The sequence below is a fragment of the Nitratireductor sp. WH36-1 genome (assembly GCF_058725515.1).
In genome coordinates this window covers 230,478-247,672 of sequence record NZ_JBZXDP010000002.1, presented here as the reverse complement: position 1 = coordinate 247,672, position 17,195 = coordinate 230,478, and the positions used below count along the sequence as shown (strand labels likewise).

Genomic DNA, 17,195 nt, shown 5'->3' with positions numbered 1-17,195 from the left:
GATCAGATAAGACCGAGCGACTGCATGAAGCCGATCTGGCTGTCGACGATCTTGGTCGCCAGCGGATCTTCCTTCGTTGCGGCTTTCCAGGATGTGACGGCCTTGGAGCGGGCCTCTGCGACATCCGCCGGATCGAGGTAGATGACCTCGACGCCCTGCTCGCGATATTTGTCGAGCACCTGGCTGTTCTGCACGATGATGCGCTGACGCAGCGAGCCCGAAATCTCGCGGGCTGCGACGGCAAGGGCTGCCTTGTAGCTTTCCGGCAGTGCGTCATAGGCGGCCGAATTCGCCACATAGCTGGTGGCCGTGGTGGGCTGGTGAACGCCCGGCAGGATGATGAACTTCGCGACTTCTGCGAGGCCAGCCTCGTAATTGGCCGTGAGGTCGCCACGGTCTGCAAAGTCGATCAGGCCCTTTTCAAGACCGGAATAGACTTCGGCCGTCGCCATCGGCGTGACCGCAACACCCAGATCGCCCATCACCGCAGAAGCGAGGCCCACAAAGCGGCCCTTCTTGCCGGCCATGTCGGCAATGCTCTCGATCTTGACGGTCGAGTGCATCGGCTCTTCGCCATAGACGGTCGGCGCGATGTAGGTCAGGCCGGCCTTGCCATAGGCTTCACGGGCCATTTCAAGACCGCCGAGCTCATAGAACCAGGCTTCGTACTGGTCGGGATCCGGGAAACCGAACGGAATGGTCGAGGTGAAGGCGAAAGACGGGATTTTGCCGGCTTCATAGCCGTCAAAAGTCTTCATCAGCTGGAATGCGCCGCTGCGAACCGCATCGAACGCCTGATTGGCCGGCACGAGCTGGCCCGCCGAGAACAGCTTGATCTCGAACTGGCCGTCGGTCAGCTCCGAGACACGCTCGACGAACTTCTTCTCGAACTCAAACGGCGTTGTTCCGCCGTCCCAGAGCGCCTGCATGCGCCACTGGACTGCTTCTTCTGCGCGCGCCACTGCGGGCATAGCCAATGCTGCTGCACCGCCCAATGCGGAAGCCGTCAGAAAACGGCGTCTTTTCAAATCGGTCATTGCTTCCTCCCAAGACAGCATGTTTGTTCATAAGCGCAAATTGTCCTAAAATGAATTGGGACAATCAAGGGACAGTTTGACGCAAATTGGCGATGACTGTCCCAGCAGGAGGAATGGGGCAATAAGCGATGACTGAAAGCGATACGCGCCTCTCTCGCGTCGACCGCATTGTCCAGCATGTCAGCGGGCTGCTCGCCGCCGGAGCCTATAAATCGGGTGAGCGGCTGCCTTCCGTGCGCCAGGCCGCGCGGGAGCATGGTGTTTCCAAAAACACCATGGCGGAGGCCTATGACAGGCTGGTTGCGCGGGGGCTGCTGGAGGCACGCGCCGGGTCTGGCTACTACGTCGCGCAGTTTCAGATCGACCGCCCCGCACCGCCCGCCCCGCATGTGGCTGCGGCGGTGGATGTGGTCTCGCTCCTGCGCGAACAGCTCGACCAGCACTATGAGGTGCGGCCGGGCGACGGCAGACCGCCGGCCTCGTGGATGGAGGGGGCAGAACTCAAACGGTATTTTTCCAGTTTCAGGACGGCGGATCCGGCTGCGGTGGATTTCGGCTATGGCAGTTCCTGGGGCTATGCGCCGCTGCGCGAGCGCCTTCGGGTTCTGCTTCTGGAACGTTCGATCACCGCCCAGCCGGACGGGCTTCTTCTCACGCATGGGGTCAATCACGGGCTCGACCTGATCATCCGGCATCTGATCGAGCCGGGTGACACGGTGTTCGTCGATGATCCGGGCTATTATCCGCTTTTTGCAAAACTGACCCTCGCCAAGGCGCAGATCATCGGCATTCGCCGCAGCCATGACGGACCGGATCTGGAAGATCTGGCCGCGAAGCTGGCGCTGCATCGGCCCAAGGTCTTTTTCACGCAGTCTCTCGCCCACAACCCCACCGGCAGCACATTGTCGCCGGCGGTTTCGTTCGGCCTCATGCAGCTTGCGGAACGCTGGGGCTTTCTGCTTGTGGAGAACGATGCCCTGGCCGACATTCTGCCCGCGACATTGCCGCGGCTTGCCTCCCTCGATCAGCTCAACCGTGTGCTCTATGTCGGCACCTTCTCGAAAACGCTGTCGGCCAGCCTGCGCTGCGGTTTCGTCGCCGGTCATCCTTCCATTGTCGGGGCGCTCGGCAATCTGAAGATGCTGACCACGGTGGCCACTTCCGACTATGTGGAACGATTCGTGTTTCATCTCATTCAGGGCGGGCAGTATCTGCGGCATCTGCGAAAGCTGAAATCGCGCGTCGAGGAAGCGCACAAGACCTCGCTTGCGCGGCTTGAGGCGCTGGGGCTGACAGTTCGCAAGAGTGTCTCGCCGGGCTTTTATCTCTGGGTGGAGTTCCCCGACTCGATTGACGAGATGGCGCTCTGCCGTGCGGCCTCTGAGGAGAGCATATTCCTTGCGCCGGGCAGCGTCTTTCGGCCGGGCAGGCCGACGCAGGGCAGGGCGGCGATCCGGGTGAATGTCGCCTATGGGACGCATCCGCGCTTCCTTGCATTTCTGGCGGATCAGCTGCGAAACGCTTCGCGCGCGTAAAGACGATGTGAGCCGGACTGTCAGGAGTGTCCTGGGTCCAGAGCCGCTTCTGATTGCAAGTTCGCGGCGCGTCTTCGATAAGGGCGCTTCAAGATGCTTCGGCCTCGCCGCAAATGCATCTCCCGTCAGGATGGCGGGAGCGCGGTGGGGAATAGGACAACGCTGGTTCAGAGAGTTCTTTCATGGAAGGCCGCTTTGAGATGATCTCAACAGGCGAAGGTTCCGCCACGCTCGCCGATCAGGAACTCGGTCGGGATGCGCTACGCCAGCTCACCGGGTCGGGTGCGCCGGTGGTGCTGCGGAACTGCGTTCTGGAAGACGCCGATCTCTCGCGGCTGGACATGGAGGGATGGCATTTTGAGGAATGCAATCTTACCCGGACCTGTTTTGATGGCGCGCAGCTGGATGATGCCGCTTTTGTTGGTTGCCGGGCTGCGAAGGCCAGTTTCGTTGGCGCAAAAATGACCGACGCCCGGATTGCGGGTAGTGATTTCAGTAATACAAACTTTCGGCGCGCAACGCTCACATCGGCGGTCATCACTGGCTGCAAGATGCTCGGCGCGGACCTGACGGAAGTGCGCAGCCTTGAGCTTCAGCTCGAGGAAGTGCTCCTGAGAATGGCCACCCTGCCATCGTTCTCGTTTCGCAAGAAGGTGTTGAAGCGGGTCGATTTCGGCGAGGCGGACCTGCGGATGTGCGACTTTCGCGGGGCGACATTCGAGGGCTGTTCTCTGCGGGGCGCGAATCTGGGGGATTGCCGTTTCGAGCTTGCGGATCTGCGCGATGCCGATCTTGGTGAGATAAAGCTGACCGACGCCCGCCGCTTCAGGGGAGCGATGATCTCAAGGCAACAGGCCGCCGAGCTTCTGGAACAACTCGGGCTGCTGGTTTTCTGAATGGACGCGATGAGCCTGGAAGAAGCCGCAGGGTTGCAGAACGTTTCGGAGAAGAGCTTCCGCGATGAGGTTCTCGACGACCTTGCGATCTTCGAAACCACGTTTTTTCGATGTGAATTCGTGAACTGCATTTTCGATGGCGGCCGGATCGGCCTGTCCACCTTTCACGACTGTCAGTTCATCGGCTGTTCGTTCCGTGACGCAAAACTGCAATCCTGCCGTTTCAGCGGAGAGAAGGAGACGCAGCGCTGCACCTGGTCGCGCTGCGACCTGTCGAATGCGGTTCTGTTGAAATGCGATGTCTCGCACAATGTGTTTGGCGACTGCCTGGGCTTCATGCTGCGTCTGGAAGACTGCGATGCGGGTGAGGCGCAGCTGAAGCTCGACGTTCAGCGGCAGATCAACCATCGGCACATAATGGGTGGCTTTTCGTGCGTGCGCACGAAACTTCAGGACGCCGATCTGAATGGCCTCAATCTTGAAAGCAGCACGTTCGAGTTTTGCGATCTGCGTGGTGCGAACCTGACCGGCTGCAATCTCTCATCCGCCAGTTTTGCAGGCTCCAATCTCAATGGAACCAGGCTGACGCGTGCGGTCCTGACGGGGGCAAGCATCGCGCATGCGCAGATCGATGAACTGGATCTGACCGAGGCGCTGACGACTGATGATCTGACCATCAGCCGTGATCAGCAGGAAAAGGTGCTGGCGCAATTCCGGATCAGGGTGCTGAACTAGGGTCAGGACCCAGTAATATTGATCATCTGAAAAATACTTTCACAGCTCTGGTGAGAGTTGATGGAAACGATGCAGGAAATGGCCAAAATCATCTGGCGTATGTTTCGGCTTTCGCGACGCTTTCGTAAAAAAACCAGTTCACTTGCCCTGTTTGATGAAATAAATGTTTGTGAGTTCTGAGTTTGGCGAAGTTTTACGCTGAATCCCAGGGACAAGGGGTGGCCGGTGTCTGCTGGAGCGAGGGGGGAATATGACCGAACATTGTGCGGGCAAGAGTGGTGGTTTATCAGCTGCGCGCCTCTTCAGGGCCGCGCTGGCGGGTTTTGCCCTGTGCTCTGCGTCCGCTGCGGCGCAGGCCAGCGACATGCTTGGCGCGACAGAGGCCGAAATCCAGGATCAGCAGCGATGGCGGGTGATTTTCAGCCCCTATGTCTGGGGCGCGTCGCTCAACGGCACGGCGGGCGTTCTTGGATATAGCACTGATGTAAAAATGCCCTTTCATGAGATCTTTAAGAATCTCGATGTCGGATTGATGGGCAATCTGGAAGTCACGAATGGCACGTTCGGCGTCTATGTCGACGGCCAGTACGTCAAGACCAGCCAGGATGAAGACATTCTGGACAATGAACTGGCGTTGCAGGTCATCAACACCACGCTTGCCGCCGGCGCCTATTATCGCGTTTACGAGCAGGAGCTGGGTGGCGCGACGCTCTTTGGCAGGCCGCGCGTGTTTGCAATCGAGCCGACGCTTGGTGTTCGCTGGACACAGATAGACGCCAAGGTCGAAGTCGGGCCGATGACCGCTCGCCGGAAGGTGCAGTGGACCGACCCGTTCATCGGCGCGCGGATGATCTACGACATTGATGACCGTTGGAATTTTGCGGCGGAAGCAGACATTGGCGGCTTTGGCGCCGGCACTGATTTCAGTGCGCACGGTCAGGCCTATCTCGGCTACCGGACCATGATCCGCGACGTTCCGACCATGTTCCGCGTCGGCTATCGCGTTCTTTATCAGGACTATGATGGCGGCGACAATGTCAGCGACTTCAAGTATCGCGTGACCCAGCATGGCCCGGTCGTCGGGCTTTCCATCACATTTTAGGGTGTTGTGCCGCCAGGGGAAACACCTGGCGGCACATGCCTGAAGACTGTGGAGGCCGGTCAGTCCTTGGGCTGATAGGTCATGGTCCGCGCAATGTTCTGCGCAGGGCGTTTTTCGCCGGCCAGAACCTCGAAGTCGAGGTGGTTTTCCGGCGGAACCAGCGGGCAGGTCACGAAGTTCGTGAAGGCGCAGGGCAGTGCCACAGCATAGTTGAAATCGATCCAGTCGATGCGGCTGTTGGTCTCGTCGGTGAACTGAAGTTCAATGACGCGGCCGGCGCCATAGGTCACGGGACCATTGGTCTTGTCGCGCACATGGGCGACCGGCTGTACGCCATCCGGCGTGTCCTTGCCGATGAGAACGAGTTCGTGGCTCTTGCCTTTGTACTCGAAGGTGAAGGTGCCCATGCGCGGCGTGGATTCACGCACGCCTTCTTCCACGGTTTCGGCCTCGTAGTCGGTGCGTTCGCTCGGCGTGTAGACGCCGCGAATGCGCCATTCGGGATCGTAATCGAAAGCGGTGACGCCGGCGTCTTCCAGACGTGTGGCCTCAAGCGGGTCGCGCACGCGCACGCCGAAAAGCGGCTGGCCGTCATGCGTCGTACGCAGAAGCGTTTCCACCTCGTTGCGGCCGAAATAGACCGGAAGGCTGTCGCCATGACCATAGGTCTGGTTGCGGCCCGGAATGATCTCCACCGGGCCCGTGGGGTATTCGCCGTCCACCGACAGGTTCGGGCCTTCGGCGGGCGGGGTGAACATGATGCGTCCGTCTTCCACCGACCAGGTGCCCGGCAGAAGGTCAAAGGTGACGCCCTGATCGTCTTTCTCCAGCCAGTACTGCGCAACCAGCGAAGTCCAACCATACGGGCGGAACATCTTGGCGACGTGGGCATAGCGCCATTCGCGCCATTGACCTTCCAGGTGTTCTGTCGTGGGCATGTTCATCTTCCTTTCGAAGGATTCAGTTGTCTGCTTGCGCAAAAGAAAGCGGGTGGACCGGCGCTTCAGCCGGCCGGGCGTGTGAGTTCGTCGAGGAATGCGAGGACACCGCGCCAGGAGCCTTCATCCGCCCGCGCGTTGCCCGATGGCGTACCGCCATTCGTGTAGGGCACTTTCGAAACCGGGTGCTCGCGGCTCAACTGGGTCGAAGGCACGAAGGGCAGGTTGATCGCATGGCCGGCGTCATCGAAATCGAGATGACGGACGAGGTGCGGGTGGTCGTGCCGGTTGAGGGTGGAAACCACCATTTTCGAGTAGAGGCTCGATGGCCAGGCGCGGTCGTCGCGGCCCGAAACGAGCAGGACGGCGGCCTTCGTGTTCTCGATTGGAATGCGTGAGCGTGCGGCCAGATCGGTGTCCTTCAGGCCCTCGAAGAAGACGGAATGATGCCGGGTCGGTGGTGCGTCGCCGCCCCAGGGGTGCCAGTGCACGGCCTTGTTGTCCTGCCAGAGATGGGTAAGCGGCTCACCACCCCGGGTCCAGGTCACGCCCTGCCAGCCGCCACGCGCGGGATCACCCGCACCCTGTGCGCCATGCACCATGGCGCCCGGCACATAGGCGATCACGGCGGAGATGAGATCGGGGAAGGTCGAGCCGAGAAGCAGGGAGAGTTCGCCGCCGCGCGACTGCCCGGCCACAGCCACGAAACCGTCGCGCGGCTTGAGCGTGAGGTGCGCCCAGTTGAGGCCGGTCTCCAGATATTCGAGCGGGGTCTCGGTGATGAAGGGCGACAGGCCCGGAGCCTTGAAATAGCCGAGCGCAAAAGCCTGATAGCCATGAGAGGCGTAAAGCGCGCCGCGCGGCTCGTTGATGCCGCCGCCGGAACCATTGAGCACCACCACGACGGGATGCGGGCCGGGGCCTGCGGGTGTGAACAGCGTGCCGACCAGTCCGTCTTCGCGGATTTCCTGCCGTTCCACGCCTTCAGCTGCGAGACGCTGGAGAAGCGCACCCTCTGCCTTGACGCCGGCGGCGGTTTCCGCCGTCAGCGCCGTCTTCAGCGGCTGCATGACGTCGTCGGGGAAAAGCTCCTGACTGTTGCTGTCGACCGGCTTCTGGCTCCAGATGAGGCCCATTGCCGAGATTTCCGCATAATCGCCGCCAACGGGCGCATCGCGGGTCAGATCGACGACGCCATCGGCATCGGCCATGAATGTCGCCTGGCTGTACCAGAGAACGCCGCCCGCCCGCACTGTCCGCGCGGAGATCGCGACGAGTTCATCGGGCGTGAGGCCCGAGACGACGATGCGGCGGGGCTCGTCGATCAGGCCGTCAGCGGGGGTGACGGAAACAACGGGCGCGGAAGCAGGATTTGTCGTCATCTAGAGCACCATTTCTGCAAGAGGGGTGGTCAGCCATTTCCGGGCATTGGCGCGCAGAGGGGCTGAGCCGGAGGCACTCCGGCCGTGTCGGGAAAGGCGTGGCATTATTGGTTTGCCTCACCTGTCATGCGTGCGAGCTGAGCATCGAGGCGTTTGGCAAAATCATAGCCCAGCGCGGCTTCGGGCGAGCGTGCGCCGCCGCGCGGCCAGTGACCGCCGCTTCCGGTCCAGTCGCTTTTGAGGGCTGCAAGCCGGGCCTGCCAGTCGATGCTGTCTCCGGCTGCTTCAGGGTCGAAGGCGAGCAGGAACACGCCCCGGCCTTTCGGATCGTCGCGGCCTCCGCCGGCGACACCGGCCAGAAGTTCGACCACGAGGCCGAGCAGAGAGCCAACCTGTCCGCCGCGCGGCAGAAGTGCGGTAACCTCGGAGGCGATTGTGGTCGGCTGTCCTTCGCCATTCAGCGCAATTCCCTCCGGCAGGGGAGCGCCGGTGCTGCGGGCGTTGCGGATGTCGGCCATGGTGGCGGTGCTGCTTGCCACGTCGATCACCACGCGGTCCGCGCCAGTGCCCATGGCGAGGGCGAACGGATTGGTGCCGATGACGGCGCGCGTCCCGCCATGGGCGGCGACGAAAGGCGGGCCTTCCGCCCCGGCGATCCCGACAAGGCCGGCATCGGCGAGATGGCGCACGAAGGGAGCAAGACGGCCGAAGCCCCTGACGCCACGAAGAAAGACGGCGGCGATGCCCTTTTCCCGTGCGGTTGTGGTGAGGCCCAGCGTGGCGCTCGCAACGGCAAGCGGTGCAAAGGCGGCCGAGCAGTCGAGCCAGCTTACGGTCTGCGGGGTTTCGGCAGTAGGGACGGGCGCGGCGTCGGCCGTCCACTCATCCAGCATGGCAATGCCGAAGCGCGACAGGTTGAGTGCGTCGGCCTCGATCAGTGCTGCTGAGGCAAGTTTCGCTGCCGGAGTGTCGCCAAGCGCTGCCGACAGCCGCGCAACTGCGTCGGGAAATGCGATCATTCGTCCATGCCCCGCGCTGCATTGCCGATCTGGACTTCGCCAGCGGACAGATAACCGAGCGTCATCAGGCGTTCGATCAGGAACGCCCGGCTGCTCTTGATGTGTTCGGCCTCGATGGCGGCGGCCCTTTCGCCATCGCCGGCCTCGATGGCGTCGACAAGCGCCGTGTGCTCGTCCGAGTGTTCGCCGATCTTGACCGAGAAGTCGATTGCGAAGCGCAGGAGGCGTTCAAGCTCGTCGAACAGGGTTTCCGAGAGAGCGACAACGCGCTTGTTGCGGCTGCACTGCGCGATGGCGACATGGAAGCGCCGCGCCACCTGCTGCATGGCCCCGATGTCGAGCGGCGTGGCGTATTCGGCAACGATTTCGCGCAGCTCGGCGATGTCGGCCGGAGTGGCATAACGCGCTGCCTGCCGTGCCGCGTGCGGGCCGATGGCCGCGCGCAGGTCCAGGATTTCGTGGACGGCCTGAAACGTGATGGTGGCCACGCGATAGCCACTGCGCGGCAGGATCGTCACGAGCCCGTCGGCCGCGAGCTTCTGCATGGCGTCGCGCACCGGCGTTTTCGAAACGTCGTAGTCACGCGCAATGGCGTTGGTGTCGAGCGTGGTGCCCGGTGCGAGTTCGCAGCGCACGATTTTTTGCCGGAGCGCAAGATAGATGCGCTCCGAGACGGGTGTGTGGGCGTTGGGGGCCGGGCCGGTGTCGACGGTCATGAGCCTCTTGTCCTCAGCCGATCAGTTCTTCGCCCAGGCTACGAAGTGCCGCTCCAGCGCCTCAAGGGCGAGGATGGTGAGATAGCCCATGACCGAAATCACGACGATGCCGACGAACATGCGTGAGACCGCAAAGGTCTGCCACGATGCCCAGATGAAGAAGCCGACGCCGCTGCGCGCACCGAGGAACTCGGCAGCCGCGATGATGATGTAGGACGAACCCGCAGCAAGCTTCAGGCCGGTGAAGATGCTTGGCAGCGCAGCCGGGAAGGCGATGCGCGTGAAGGTCTGGAACCGGCTCGCGCCTGCGTTCTTGGCGACATCCATGTAGATCTGCGGGGTTTGCAGGACGCCGCCCATGGTGTTGTAGAACATCAGGAAGAACACGCCGATGGCGATGACGACGAATTTGGATGCATCGCCGACGCCGAAGATCAGCAGGATCAGTGGGAGGATGGCGATCTTCGGCACCGGATAGAGTGCGGAGAAGATCGGACCGAGGATGCGGCGGGCAGGCTGGGACAGGCCCAGAATGAGGCCGAGCGTGATGCCCGGAATGGCGCCCATCATGTAGCCGATGCCCACACGGCGCAGGGTTGCGCCCATATGCTCGAAAAGCTCCAGGCTCACGATCATGCGCCAGGCCGTTTCGGCGATTGCGCTGGGAGCCGGGAAGAAACGGCGGTCGATCAGGTTGAACTGGCTCGACAGCTCCCAGATCAAAAGGAGCAGAAGCGGGCTGAAATAGGACGCGAAGCGGAACAGTTTTTCACGCCGCGCCGGTGTTTTGAGCCGGCGGAGTTCGTCTTCTGTCAGTATCGTGGTCGCAGTGCTCATCTCATGCCTCCGCAGGAGAGGCCAGCAAGCGCCAGACCTCGTAAGTCATATCCCAGAAACGCTTGTCGCGGCGCATCTCCACAACGTCGCGCGGACGTTCGAAGGGGACGCGCATGTCGGCGACCAACCTGCCGGGGCGCGGCGACATGACGAGAACGCGATCCGCCAGCGTCAGCGCTTCATCGACACTGTGCGTGATGAAGACCACGGTCTTGCCGGTTGTTTCCCAGATCCGCAGCAATTCCTGCTGGAGAACCAGGCGCGTCTGCTCATCCAGTGCGCCGAACGGCTCATCCATCAAGAGGATGTCGCGGTCGTCGACAAGCGCGCGCGCTACGGAGACGCGCTGCTTCATGCCGCCGGAAAGCTGATGGGGAAGGGCGTTCGCGAAGTCGGTCAGGCCCGTCAGCGTCAGCATTTCGCGCACACGCGTCTCCCGCTGTGCGCGGGGCACGCCTTTGAGGCTCAGAGGGAACGCGATGTTCTGCGACACGGTCAGCCAGGGCAGCACGGACGCTTCCTGGAAAACCATCGCCGGCGGCGTCGAACTGTGCAGCTTCACGGAACCGCTCAGCTCGTCCTCAAGGCCGGCGAGAATGCGAAGAACCGTGGTCTTGCCGCAGCCGCTGGGGCCGACGATGCACACGAATTCGCCGCGCTCGACCTCAAAGCTGACGTCGGAGACGGCCACGGTCACGCGGTCGTCCTGGCTGTCGTAGAACGCTTTGGTCAGATGGCTGACCTCGATGGCCGCTCCGGCGGTCTTCGCCGGAGACGGACGCACTTTTTCCTGCACGGCCTGCATCACTTCTTGCTTGCGAGGAGTTCGTTGGCACGCTGCAGAAGATCGCGGCGATAAACGCTGTCGATGTCGGAATTTCCCTCATATTCGAGCGCGCCGCGCTGACGGAAGAACTCTTCCTGTTCACGCACCGATTCCATGTCGATGGCGCCGTCTTCGGAACGGACCGTATAGGGAATGCCGCGCAGGGCGTCGGGCTCGGTGCCGGTGTAGTTCGAAACGATTTCGAGGATCTTGTCGTCTTCCCAGCCGCCATTGTCGAGCTGACGCGCAGCCTTCAGATAGGCCGCCATGAAACGCACAACCGCCTCCTCGTTCTCTTCGACGAAGTCCTGGTTGAAGGCGATCAGGCCGAGCTCGGTGCCGAAGGTGTGATCCTCGACCAGACGGCGGCCAAGACCCTGCTTTTCAAGCTGGTGGGCGAAGGGCTCGATGCTCCAGCCCGCTTCAAGCCCGCCATTGGCGAAGGCGGCGGCAGTCGCGGGCGGCGGCAGATAGACCGGCTCGACATCGTCGATGGTCAGGCCACCCTTTTCGAGAGCCTTTGCGACCGAATACATGCCAAAGCCGCCGGGACCGGGAATTCCGATGCGCTTGCCCTTGAGGTCGGCAACGGTGCGGATGCCTTCATCCCAGGCCGTTTGCGACACCATGAAAGGCGACGGGGAGGGCACCGTGTTCGGCATGCGCGCCGAGGTGGCGATGATGGAAACCGTGGCGCCGCGATCAAGCGCGTTGAAGAGGCTGGAGGCCCAGGTGGCGGCGCCTGCTTCAATGTTGCCGGAGGCGAGCATCTGGATGGTCTCGGCCGTGTTGCCCTTCGGCGAGAGCGTCACGTCGACGCCGAACTCATCGAAATATCCCAGATCTTCCGCGACGAAGAAGGGCGCATAGTCGGCAAAGGGAGAATAGAGGAACTCAATCTCCGGCAGGTCTTCGGCCTTTGTTGGCAGGGTGGCTGCCGGTGCCAAAGCGACAGCAAACGCGGCTGCCATGAGAACACGACGACTGACTGAGAGCATGCGTGAGACTCCTCCTTCTCCGCAAGGAAAACTGGCCGGCGCCTGACATTTCCGCCCCTGTCCGAAGCCTTTCCGGGCCGTGGGCAGGGAGAACGTCATGCCGGAAATGAAACCGTACAACTGATATATCAGTGGCGCAACCTGATATTTTCATTTTGGTACTGTTGTATCGATTGAAGCAATTTCGCCTGTGCCGGGCGGGGTAAATCGGGGAAGGTGCCTAGCCGAAACGCCGGGCGCAATTGCAGAACTCCCTGAGCAGCGGGTTCTGGTTCGCCGGCGACCAGAAAAGCGCGAGTTCGTGGTCTGGCAGCGCTGGCTCGGTGGGCTTCAGAACCAGTTCGGGGCTCATGGAGAGCGTGTCCGGTGAGATCAGGCAGACGCCGACACCCGCCGTTGCAAGCGCCATCTGGGACTGCGCCGTGCTGACCTGGGTGTGGACGATGCGCGGCGTGAAGCCCAGCGCATGAAGGCCGGCCATCTGATAATCGTAATGCGCGCGGTGATAGTTTCGCGGCGCGAGAATGATCTCCAGATGCGCCAGATCCTCGCCGCTGAGAGACGGCTTTGCGGCGAGCGGATGGTGCCGTGAAAGGCAGATCAGATAGGGGGCCTTCCAGACGGTGATGCTCTCCAGATCCTCCGACAGGCGTGGCGGCGTCGGAATGGTCAGGAAGGCAGCGTCCAGCTCGCCTTCGTTCAGCTTCTGGCTCAGCTCTTCGGCGGAAAGTTCGGTGAGGAAGAAATCGCTTGCCGGATGGCTTTTGCGAAACCGCTGCAGCAATTGTGTGGTTGCCGGATAGAACATGTAATTGGGAATGCCTATCTTGAGCTCCCGCGCATTGCGCCGCCCTTCGAGTGTTTCGATGGCGTCGCCGAAAATGTCGAGCACCCGCTGCGCCTGTCCAAGCAGGAACTGCCCTTCCGGCGTCAGCCTGAGGAGCCGGTTTCCACGCTCGACCAGACGCACGCCCAGTGTCGTTTCAAGCTGCGAAATCTGCTGGCTCAGAGTGGGTTGGCTGATGGCGAGCGACTTTGCCGCGCGGTTGAAGCCGCTCTGGCGGGCCAGTTCGTCGAAATAGATGAGCTGGCGCAGGCTCACATTGCGCATGCGGCGCAGAATGGACGGTTCGATGGGATTGCCGGACATGCCCTGACACTTTCGCGTTTGATCACGGCAACCCGCCTATAGGTTTTATCTATCAGTCGGATGACATTCGAATTGAACTGTCATGCAGGTGAAATGCAGCCGACTTAACCGTCGCCGCCATCGCGTTTCGGTTCAGGCGGTTTTTGTGTCACTTGCTCTAAAAGTTCTGGGTTCGTCGGGTGGGTATCCCGTGCGGGGGCTTCCCTGTTCGGGCTATCTGGTTACGGCCGATCAGGAAAACATCCTTCTCGATTGTGGTCCCGGCATCGCAACCGCTCTGCTTGCCGATGGCCGGCATTGCGGGCTGGATGGGGTGGTCATCAGCCATCTGCATCCCGATCACGTTCTGGATCTCGTGCCGCTTGCCTATGCGCTTCTGGCCGAATGGCTCGTGGATGGGCGCACGACGCCGCTGCCGCTTTGCATTCCGCAGGGCGGTTTGCAGTTTCTTCAGCGGTTCTCTGACCTGTTCGGTCACCGCAGCTGGCAGTTCCCGAGCGATGCGGACGAACCCGGAAAACGGGCGCTTGCCGCCTCAGTTCAGGAGCGGCACGACTGGCTTCTGACGGTTTTCGATGTCCGTGAGTATGCCATCGGAGATACGCTTGAGCTCGGCGCGAACCAGATCGAGACGCATGCGGTGGATCACAATGCGCCGACGGCCGCGATGCGGATCGAGAAGAACGGTGCGCGCATCGTCTACTCGGCAGATGCTTGCTTTGACCCCACCCTGGTGGGTTTCGCCGCTTCCGCCGACCTTTTTCTGGTGGATGCACATATGTCCGGCCCGCTTGCCGGCGGCGCGCATATGAGCCCTGCCGAGGCGGGCAGGCTGGCGGCCCTGGCAAAGGCCCGCGAACTGGTGCTCTGCCATCTCGCAGCGCCCGAAGACGGGCCGGGCGCGCGCGCCGCGGCAGCGCAGCATTTCAGCGGTGCAATCCATCTCGCCTTTGAAACGCGTGAGTATCGCCTGTGACCGTTTCTCCCGCAGCGCTTCTGACACCCATTCCGGCAGCGCCCACAGGCATCGGGCAGCGCATTGCGCCCTATCTGCTGGTCGGCCCGCTGATGTTGCTCCTGTTCGTCTTTGCGATCTTGCCGTGTCTTCTGACGCTGCTGCTCGCCTTCTTCGACGTGGACATTCTGGCCGGTACCATTCGCTTCGTCGGGTTCGAGAATTTCACCCGGGCTGCCGCGCGCGGCGAGGTGCTCAACAGCCTGCGCGTCACCTTCACCTACATTCTCCTGACCGTGCCGCCATCGATGATCCTCGGCCTTTTGATCGCGCTCGCGATCAACAGTCTGCGGCGCGGGCGCGCATTCTGGCAGGCAGTCTACTTCCTTCCGGTCGCGGCCACGCTGGTCGCCATGTCGATCGTGTGGCGCTGGATGTTCGTCGGGCGTCGCGGCATCGTCGACCAGACGCTTGGTCAGATGACCGGCCTGGTGGACTGGCTGAACTCGCCTGTGCTTTCTCTGCCGGCGGTGGCCATTGTCGGCAACTGGCAGCAGATCGGCTTTGTCGTCGTTCTTTATCTCGCGGCACTTGCAGCCGTGCCGAGCCACCAGATCGACGCCGCGCGGGTGGATGGCGCCAGCGCATGGCACCGCTTCTGGCACGTCACCTGGCCCGCCATCGGCCCCACCACGGTGTTTGTCGGCATCATCACTTCGGTCAATGCGCTGCGGGTGTTCGACACGGTTTCGACCATGACCGGCGGCGGCCCCTCGCGCAGCAGCCAGACGCTCGCTCACCTCATGTGGGAACGGGGCATCTACTTCTTCGACATCGGCGGGGGATCGGTGGTCACGCTCGTTCTTCTGGCGCTCGCCATCGCCGCAACCGCGCTCCAGCGCATCATGACCGCACGGCTCGAGAAGGCTGGAACGCGATGACCCAATCAATCGACACGACCCGCGCCCGCCTTGTTGCAGGCGGCACCCATCTGGCGCTCGCTGCAGGCGCGGTTTTCATGCTGCTGCCTTTCTGGCTGATGCTGCGCACCTCGTTCACCGCACCGGATCAGGTCTTTGCCGGGAACATTCTGGCGCTCAGCGATTTCAGCCTCGAGAACTATCGCCGCGTTTTCGCGGAAGTGCCGCTGCTTCGCTATTATCTGAACGGCATTTTCGTGGTGACCGCCATCTTCATCGGGCAGGTGATCGTCTGCGTTCCCGCAGCCTATGCGCTGTCGCGGCTGCGCTTTTCCGGGCGCGAAGTCGGATTGTGGTTGGTGCTGGCCGCGATGATGGTTCCCTATCACGCCACGGCAATCCCGATTTACGTGCTTCTGTCGCGCTTCGGCATGATCAACACGCATGGCGCGCTCATCCTGCCGTTCATCGGTTCGGCCTTCAGCGTTTTTCTGCTGAGGCAGTTCTTCCTGTCGATCCCGCAATCGGTTTTCGAATCGGCGCGGCTCGATGGCGCATCTTCGCTCCGCACGCTGGTGCACATCGTCTTCCCGATGGCGCGGCCGGCCATCGTCACCTTCGGCATCCTCAGTTTCGTGTCGCACTGGAACGATTATTTCTGGCCGTCTTTCGTGCTGCGCAACGATTTCGCCGCCACGGTTCCCTTCGGCATCGTCAAGTTTCTGGATCAGGAGCTTGGTGCGGATTACGGGCCGCAAATGGCGGCTGCAACCCTGACCGTCCTGCCTCTTCTCGTCGGTTTCCTCATCGCCCAGCGGCAGCTCATCGCCGGCATCGCGATGACCTCCGGGCAGGTCGACTGACATCATCTCACATCACATCTGGAGCCAATTCATGAAACGCCTTCTCACCACCACCGCACTTCTCGCCATGATCAGCGCGACGCCTGCACTCGCCCAGACCGAGCTGCGGCTGGTTTCGGGCCAGGAAAAACAGAACGGCGCGGTTCTGAAACAGGTCTTCGAGGCCTTCAACGCCGGCCAGGAGGATGTTTCGGTCAATCTGGAGCTCGACAACCAGTCCGATCTCGACACCACGCAGAAGGTTCTGGCCGACATCGTTGCCGGCTCCGCTCCGGATGCGGTTCGCGTGACCGGCGCCGTGCTGCGGGCCTATGTGGATTCCGGTCGCGCGCAGCCGCTGGACGAATGCCTTGCCTCGGCTCCGGAGCTCGCGGCGCAGCTCGACAAGGGGCTGGTCGACAATTTTCGTGTCGACGGCAAGCTCTATGCCATGCCCTGGTATGTCACCCTGCCTGCGCTGTTCGTGAACGCGGATGCATTTGAGGCCGCAGGCCTCGACCCGCAGAACCCGCCGCGCAACTGGAGCGAGCTTGAGGCCGCTGCCGCCAGGCTGAGCGATGGTTCCGGCAACCGCTTCGGCCTTCTGATGTACATGCCAAACACCTATGTCTATGAGAGCCAGCTTCTCTCGTCGGGCGGCGAGATGGTCGATGGCGAGGGGCGGTCCGGCGTTGCCAGCAAGGCTTCGGTCGAGCTGATGGCGTTCATGCGGGGCCTCGTCGAGAAGCAACAGATGCCCGCGCTCGCGCCCTCGACCTTCTGGGGCGAGGCTTCGCGCATGTTCCAGTCGGGCGAAGTGGCGATGCTTCTGAGCTCGTCCTCGGCCTATAACAACGTCTCCAGCAACATCTCGTTCGATCTGGCGGTTGCGCCGATGCCGGCCCGTGACGGCGAGACGCCGCTGACGGCCGCTTCCGGCAATGGTTTCGTGATGCTCGCGACGGACCCGGAGCGTCAGAAAGCCACCTGCAAGGCGCTCCTCTCGCTCGTTGCGCCCGAGAGCGTTGCCGCTACGGTGAAGGCGACCGCCTCTTCGCCGATCAATGTCACCGCAGCGCAGACGCCGGAACTGCTCGGCGATTTCTATGCCGAGAACCCCGCGCTCATGGCTCTGAACGGCCAGGAAAACCGCCCCTGGTATACGCTGCCGGGTAGCGCCAACAATGAGTTCCAGAGCAATTTCGGCGATATCCAGCACCAGATCCTGACCGGCGCTGTCGAACCGCAGGAGGGCATGAGCCGCCTTGCCGACATCATGAACGAGCTGAACGAAGCCCAATGATCGC

General features: G+C 62.1%; 17 protein-coding genes. 8 read left to right on the top strand and 9 right to left on the bottom strand.

The window, feature by feature from the left end; genetic code table 11:
* Positions 1-2 precede the first annotated feature (2 nt).
* Positions 3-1,037 carry a TRAP transporter substrate-binding protein DctP gene (gene dctP, locus AC4PTT_RS20290; protein ID WP_113156761.1) on the bottom strand — a complete coding sequence of 345 codons (1,035 nt, stop codon included), beginning with the start codon at positions 1,035-1,037 and terminating at the stop codon, positions 3-5.
* Between the two features lie 128 nt (positions 1,038-1,165).
* Between dctP and AC4PTT_RS20285 the strand changes: the two genes are divergently transcribed.
* The 4 genes from AC4PTT_RS20285 (at position 1,166) to AC4PTT_RS20270 (ending at position 5,305) form a co-directional block, all read left to right on the top strand.
* Complete coding sequence (locus tag AC4PTT_RS20285) at positions 1,166-2,572, top strand: aminotransferase-like domain-containing protein (protein ID WP_206544979.1); 1,407 nt, start codon at positions 1,166-1,168, stop codon at positions 2,570-2,572.
* Positions 2,573-2,754: 182 nt separating this feature from the next.
* On the top strand, positions 2,755-3,468 hold the full coding sequence (locus tag AC4PTT_RS20280) for a pentapeptide repeat-containing protein (RefSeq protein ID WP_492162869.1): 714 nt from the start codon (positions 2,755-2,757) through the stop codon (positions 3,466-3,468).
* Positions 3,469-4,203 carry a pentapeptide repeat-containing protein gene (locus AC4PTT_RS20275; protein ID WP_206548523.1) on the top strand — a complete coding sequence of 245 codons (735 nt, stop codon included), beginning with the start codon at positions 3,469-3,471 and terminating at the stop codon, positions 4,201-4,203.
* A gap of 364 nt (positions 4,204-4,567) precedes the next feature.
* On the top strand, positions 4,568-5,305 hold the full coding sequence (locus tag AC4PTT_RS20270) for a hypothetical protein (RefSeq protein ID WP_297562249.1): 738 nt from the start codon (positions 4,568-4,570) through the stop codon (positions 5,303-5,305).
* A 59-nt stretch (positions 5,306-5,364) separates the two neighbouring features.
* On the opposite strand, the gene AC4PTT_RS20265 is transcribed toward AC4PTT_RS20270, so the two are convergent.
* From AC4PTT_RS20265 to AC4PTT_RS20230, 8 genes are all read right to left on the bottom strand, one after another.
* Positions 5,365-6,243 (bottom strand): DUF1684 domain-containing protein, encoded by an 879-nt coding sequence (locus tag AC4PTT_RS20265; RefSeq protein WP_206544977.1) that lies wholly within the window; start codon positions 6,241-6,243, stop codon positions 5,365-5,367.
* A 65-nt stretch (positions 6,244-6,308) separates the two neighbouring features.
* Positions 6,309-7,625 (bottom strand): acyl-CoA thioesterase/BAAT N-terminal domain-containing protein, encoded by a 1,317-nt coding sequence (locus AC4PTT_RS20260; RefSeq protein ID WP_492162868.1) that lies wholly within the window; start codon positions 7,623-7,625, stop codon positions 6,309-6,311.
* A 104-nt stretch (positions 7,626-7,729) separates the two neighbouring features.
* Entirely contained in the window at positions 7,730-8,644 is a 915-nt protein-coding gene (locus AC4PTT_RS20255; protein ID WP_492162867.1) for an Ldh family oxidoreductase, read from the bottom strand.
* A complete protein-coding gene (locus AC4PTT_RS20250; RefSeq protein WP_113156766.1) occupies positions 8,641-9,360 on the bottom strand; it encodes a GntR family transcriptional regulator in 720 nt (239 codons plus the stop codon). Before AC4PTT_RS20250 ends, AC4PTT_RS20255 begins: the two co-directional genes overlap by 4 nt.
* Positions 9,361-9,381: 21 nt before the next feature.
* Positions 9,382-10,197, bottom strand: a complete 816-nt coding sequence (locus tag AC4PTT_RS20245) for an ABC transporter permease (RefSeq protein ID WP_317561653.1) — start codon at positions 10,195-10,197, stop codon at positions 9,382-9,384.
* A gap of 1 nt (position 10,198) precedes the next feature.
* Positions 10,199-11,002: an ABC transporter ATP-binding protein gene (locus AC4PTT_RS20240; RefSeq protein WP_492162866.1), complete on the bottom strand. Its 804-nt coding sequence runs from the start codon at positions 11,000-11,002 to the stop codon at positions 10,199-10,201.
* Entirely contained in the window at positions 11,002-12,021 is a 1,020-nt protein-coding gene (locus AC4PTT_RS20235) for an ABC transporter substrate-binding protein (RefSeq protein ID WP_113156769.1), read from the bottom strand. Before AC4PTT_RS20235 ends, AC4PTT_RS20240 begins: the two co-directional genes overlap by 1 nt.
* A 220-nt stretch (positions 12,022-12,241) precedes the next feature.
* Positions 12,242-13,171, bottom strand: coding sequence for a LysR family transcriptional regulator (locus tag AC4PTT_RS20230; RefSeq protein ID WP_492162865.1), 930 nt, complete (start codon positions 13,169-13,171; stop codon positions 12,242-12,244).
* A gap of 145 nt (positions 13,172-13,316) precedes the next feature.
* Here AC4PTT_RS20230 and AC4PTT_RS20225 point away from each other — a divergent pair, with 145 nt between their 5' ends.
* The 4 genes from AC4PTT_RS20225 to AC4PTT_RS20210 are packed head-to-tail and all read left to right on the top strand — an operon-like array spanning position 13,317 to position 17,191.
* Entirely contained in the window at positions 13,317-14,147 is an 831-nt protein-coding gene (locus AC4PTT_RS20225; protein ID WP_492162864.1) for an MBL fold metallo-hydrolase, read from the top strand.
* Positions 14,144-15,067, top strand: coding sequence for a carbohydrate ABC transporter permease (locus AC4PTT_RS20220; protein WP_492162863.1), 924 nt, complete (start codon positions 14,144-14,146; stop codon positions 15,065-15,067). The genes AC4PTT_RS20225 and AC4PTT_RS20220 overlap by 4 nt, the downstream gene beginning before the upstream one ends.
* Positions 15,064-15,909, top strand: coding sequence for a carbohydrate ABC transporter permease (locus tag AC4PTT_RS20215; protein WP_206544968.1), 846 nt, complete (start codon positions 15,064-15,066; stop codon positions 15,907-15,909). The genes AC4PTT_RS20220 and AC4PTT_RS20215 overlap by 4 nt, the downstream gene beginning before the upstream one ends.
* Positions 15,910-15,940: 31 nt before the next feature.
* Positions 15,941-17,191, top strand: coding sequence for an ABC transporter substrate-binding protein (locus AC4PTT_RS20210; RefSeq protein ID WP_492162862.1), 1,251 nt, complete (start codon positions 15,941-15,943; stop codon positions 17,189-17,191).
* Positions 17,192-17,195: the final 4 nt, after the last annotated feature.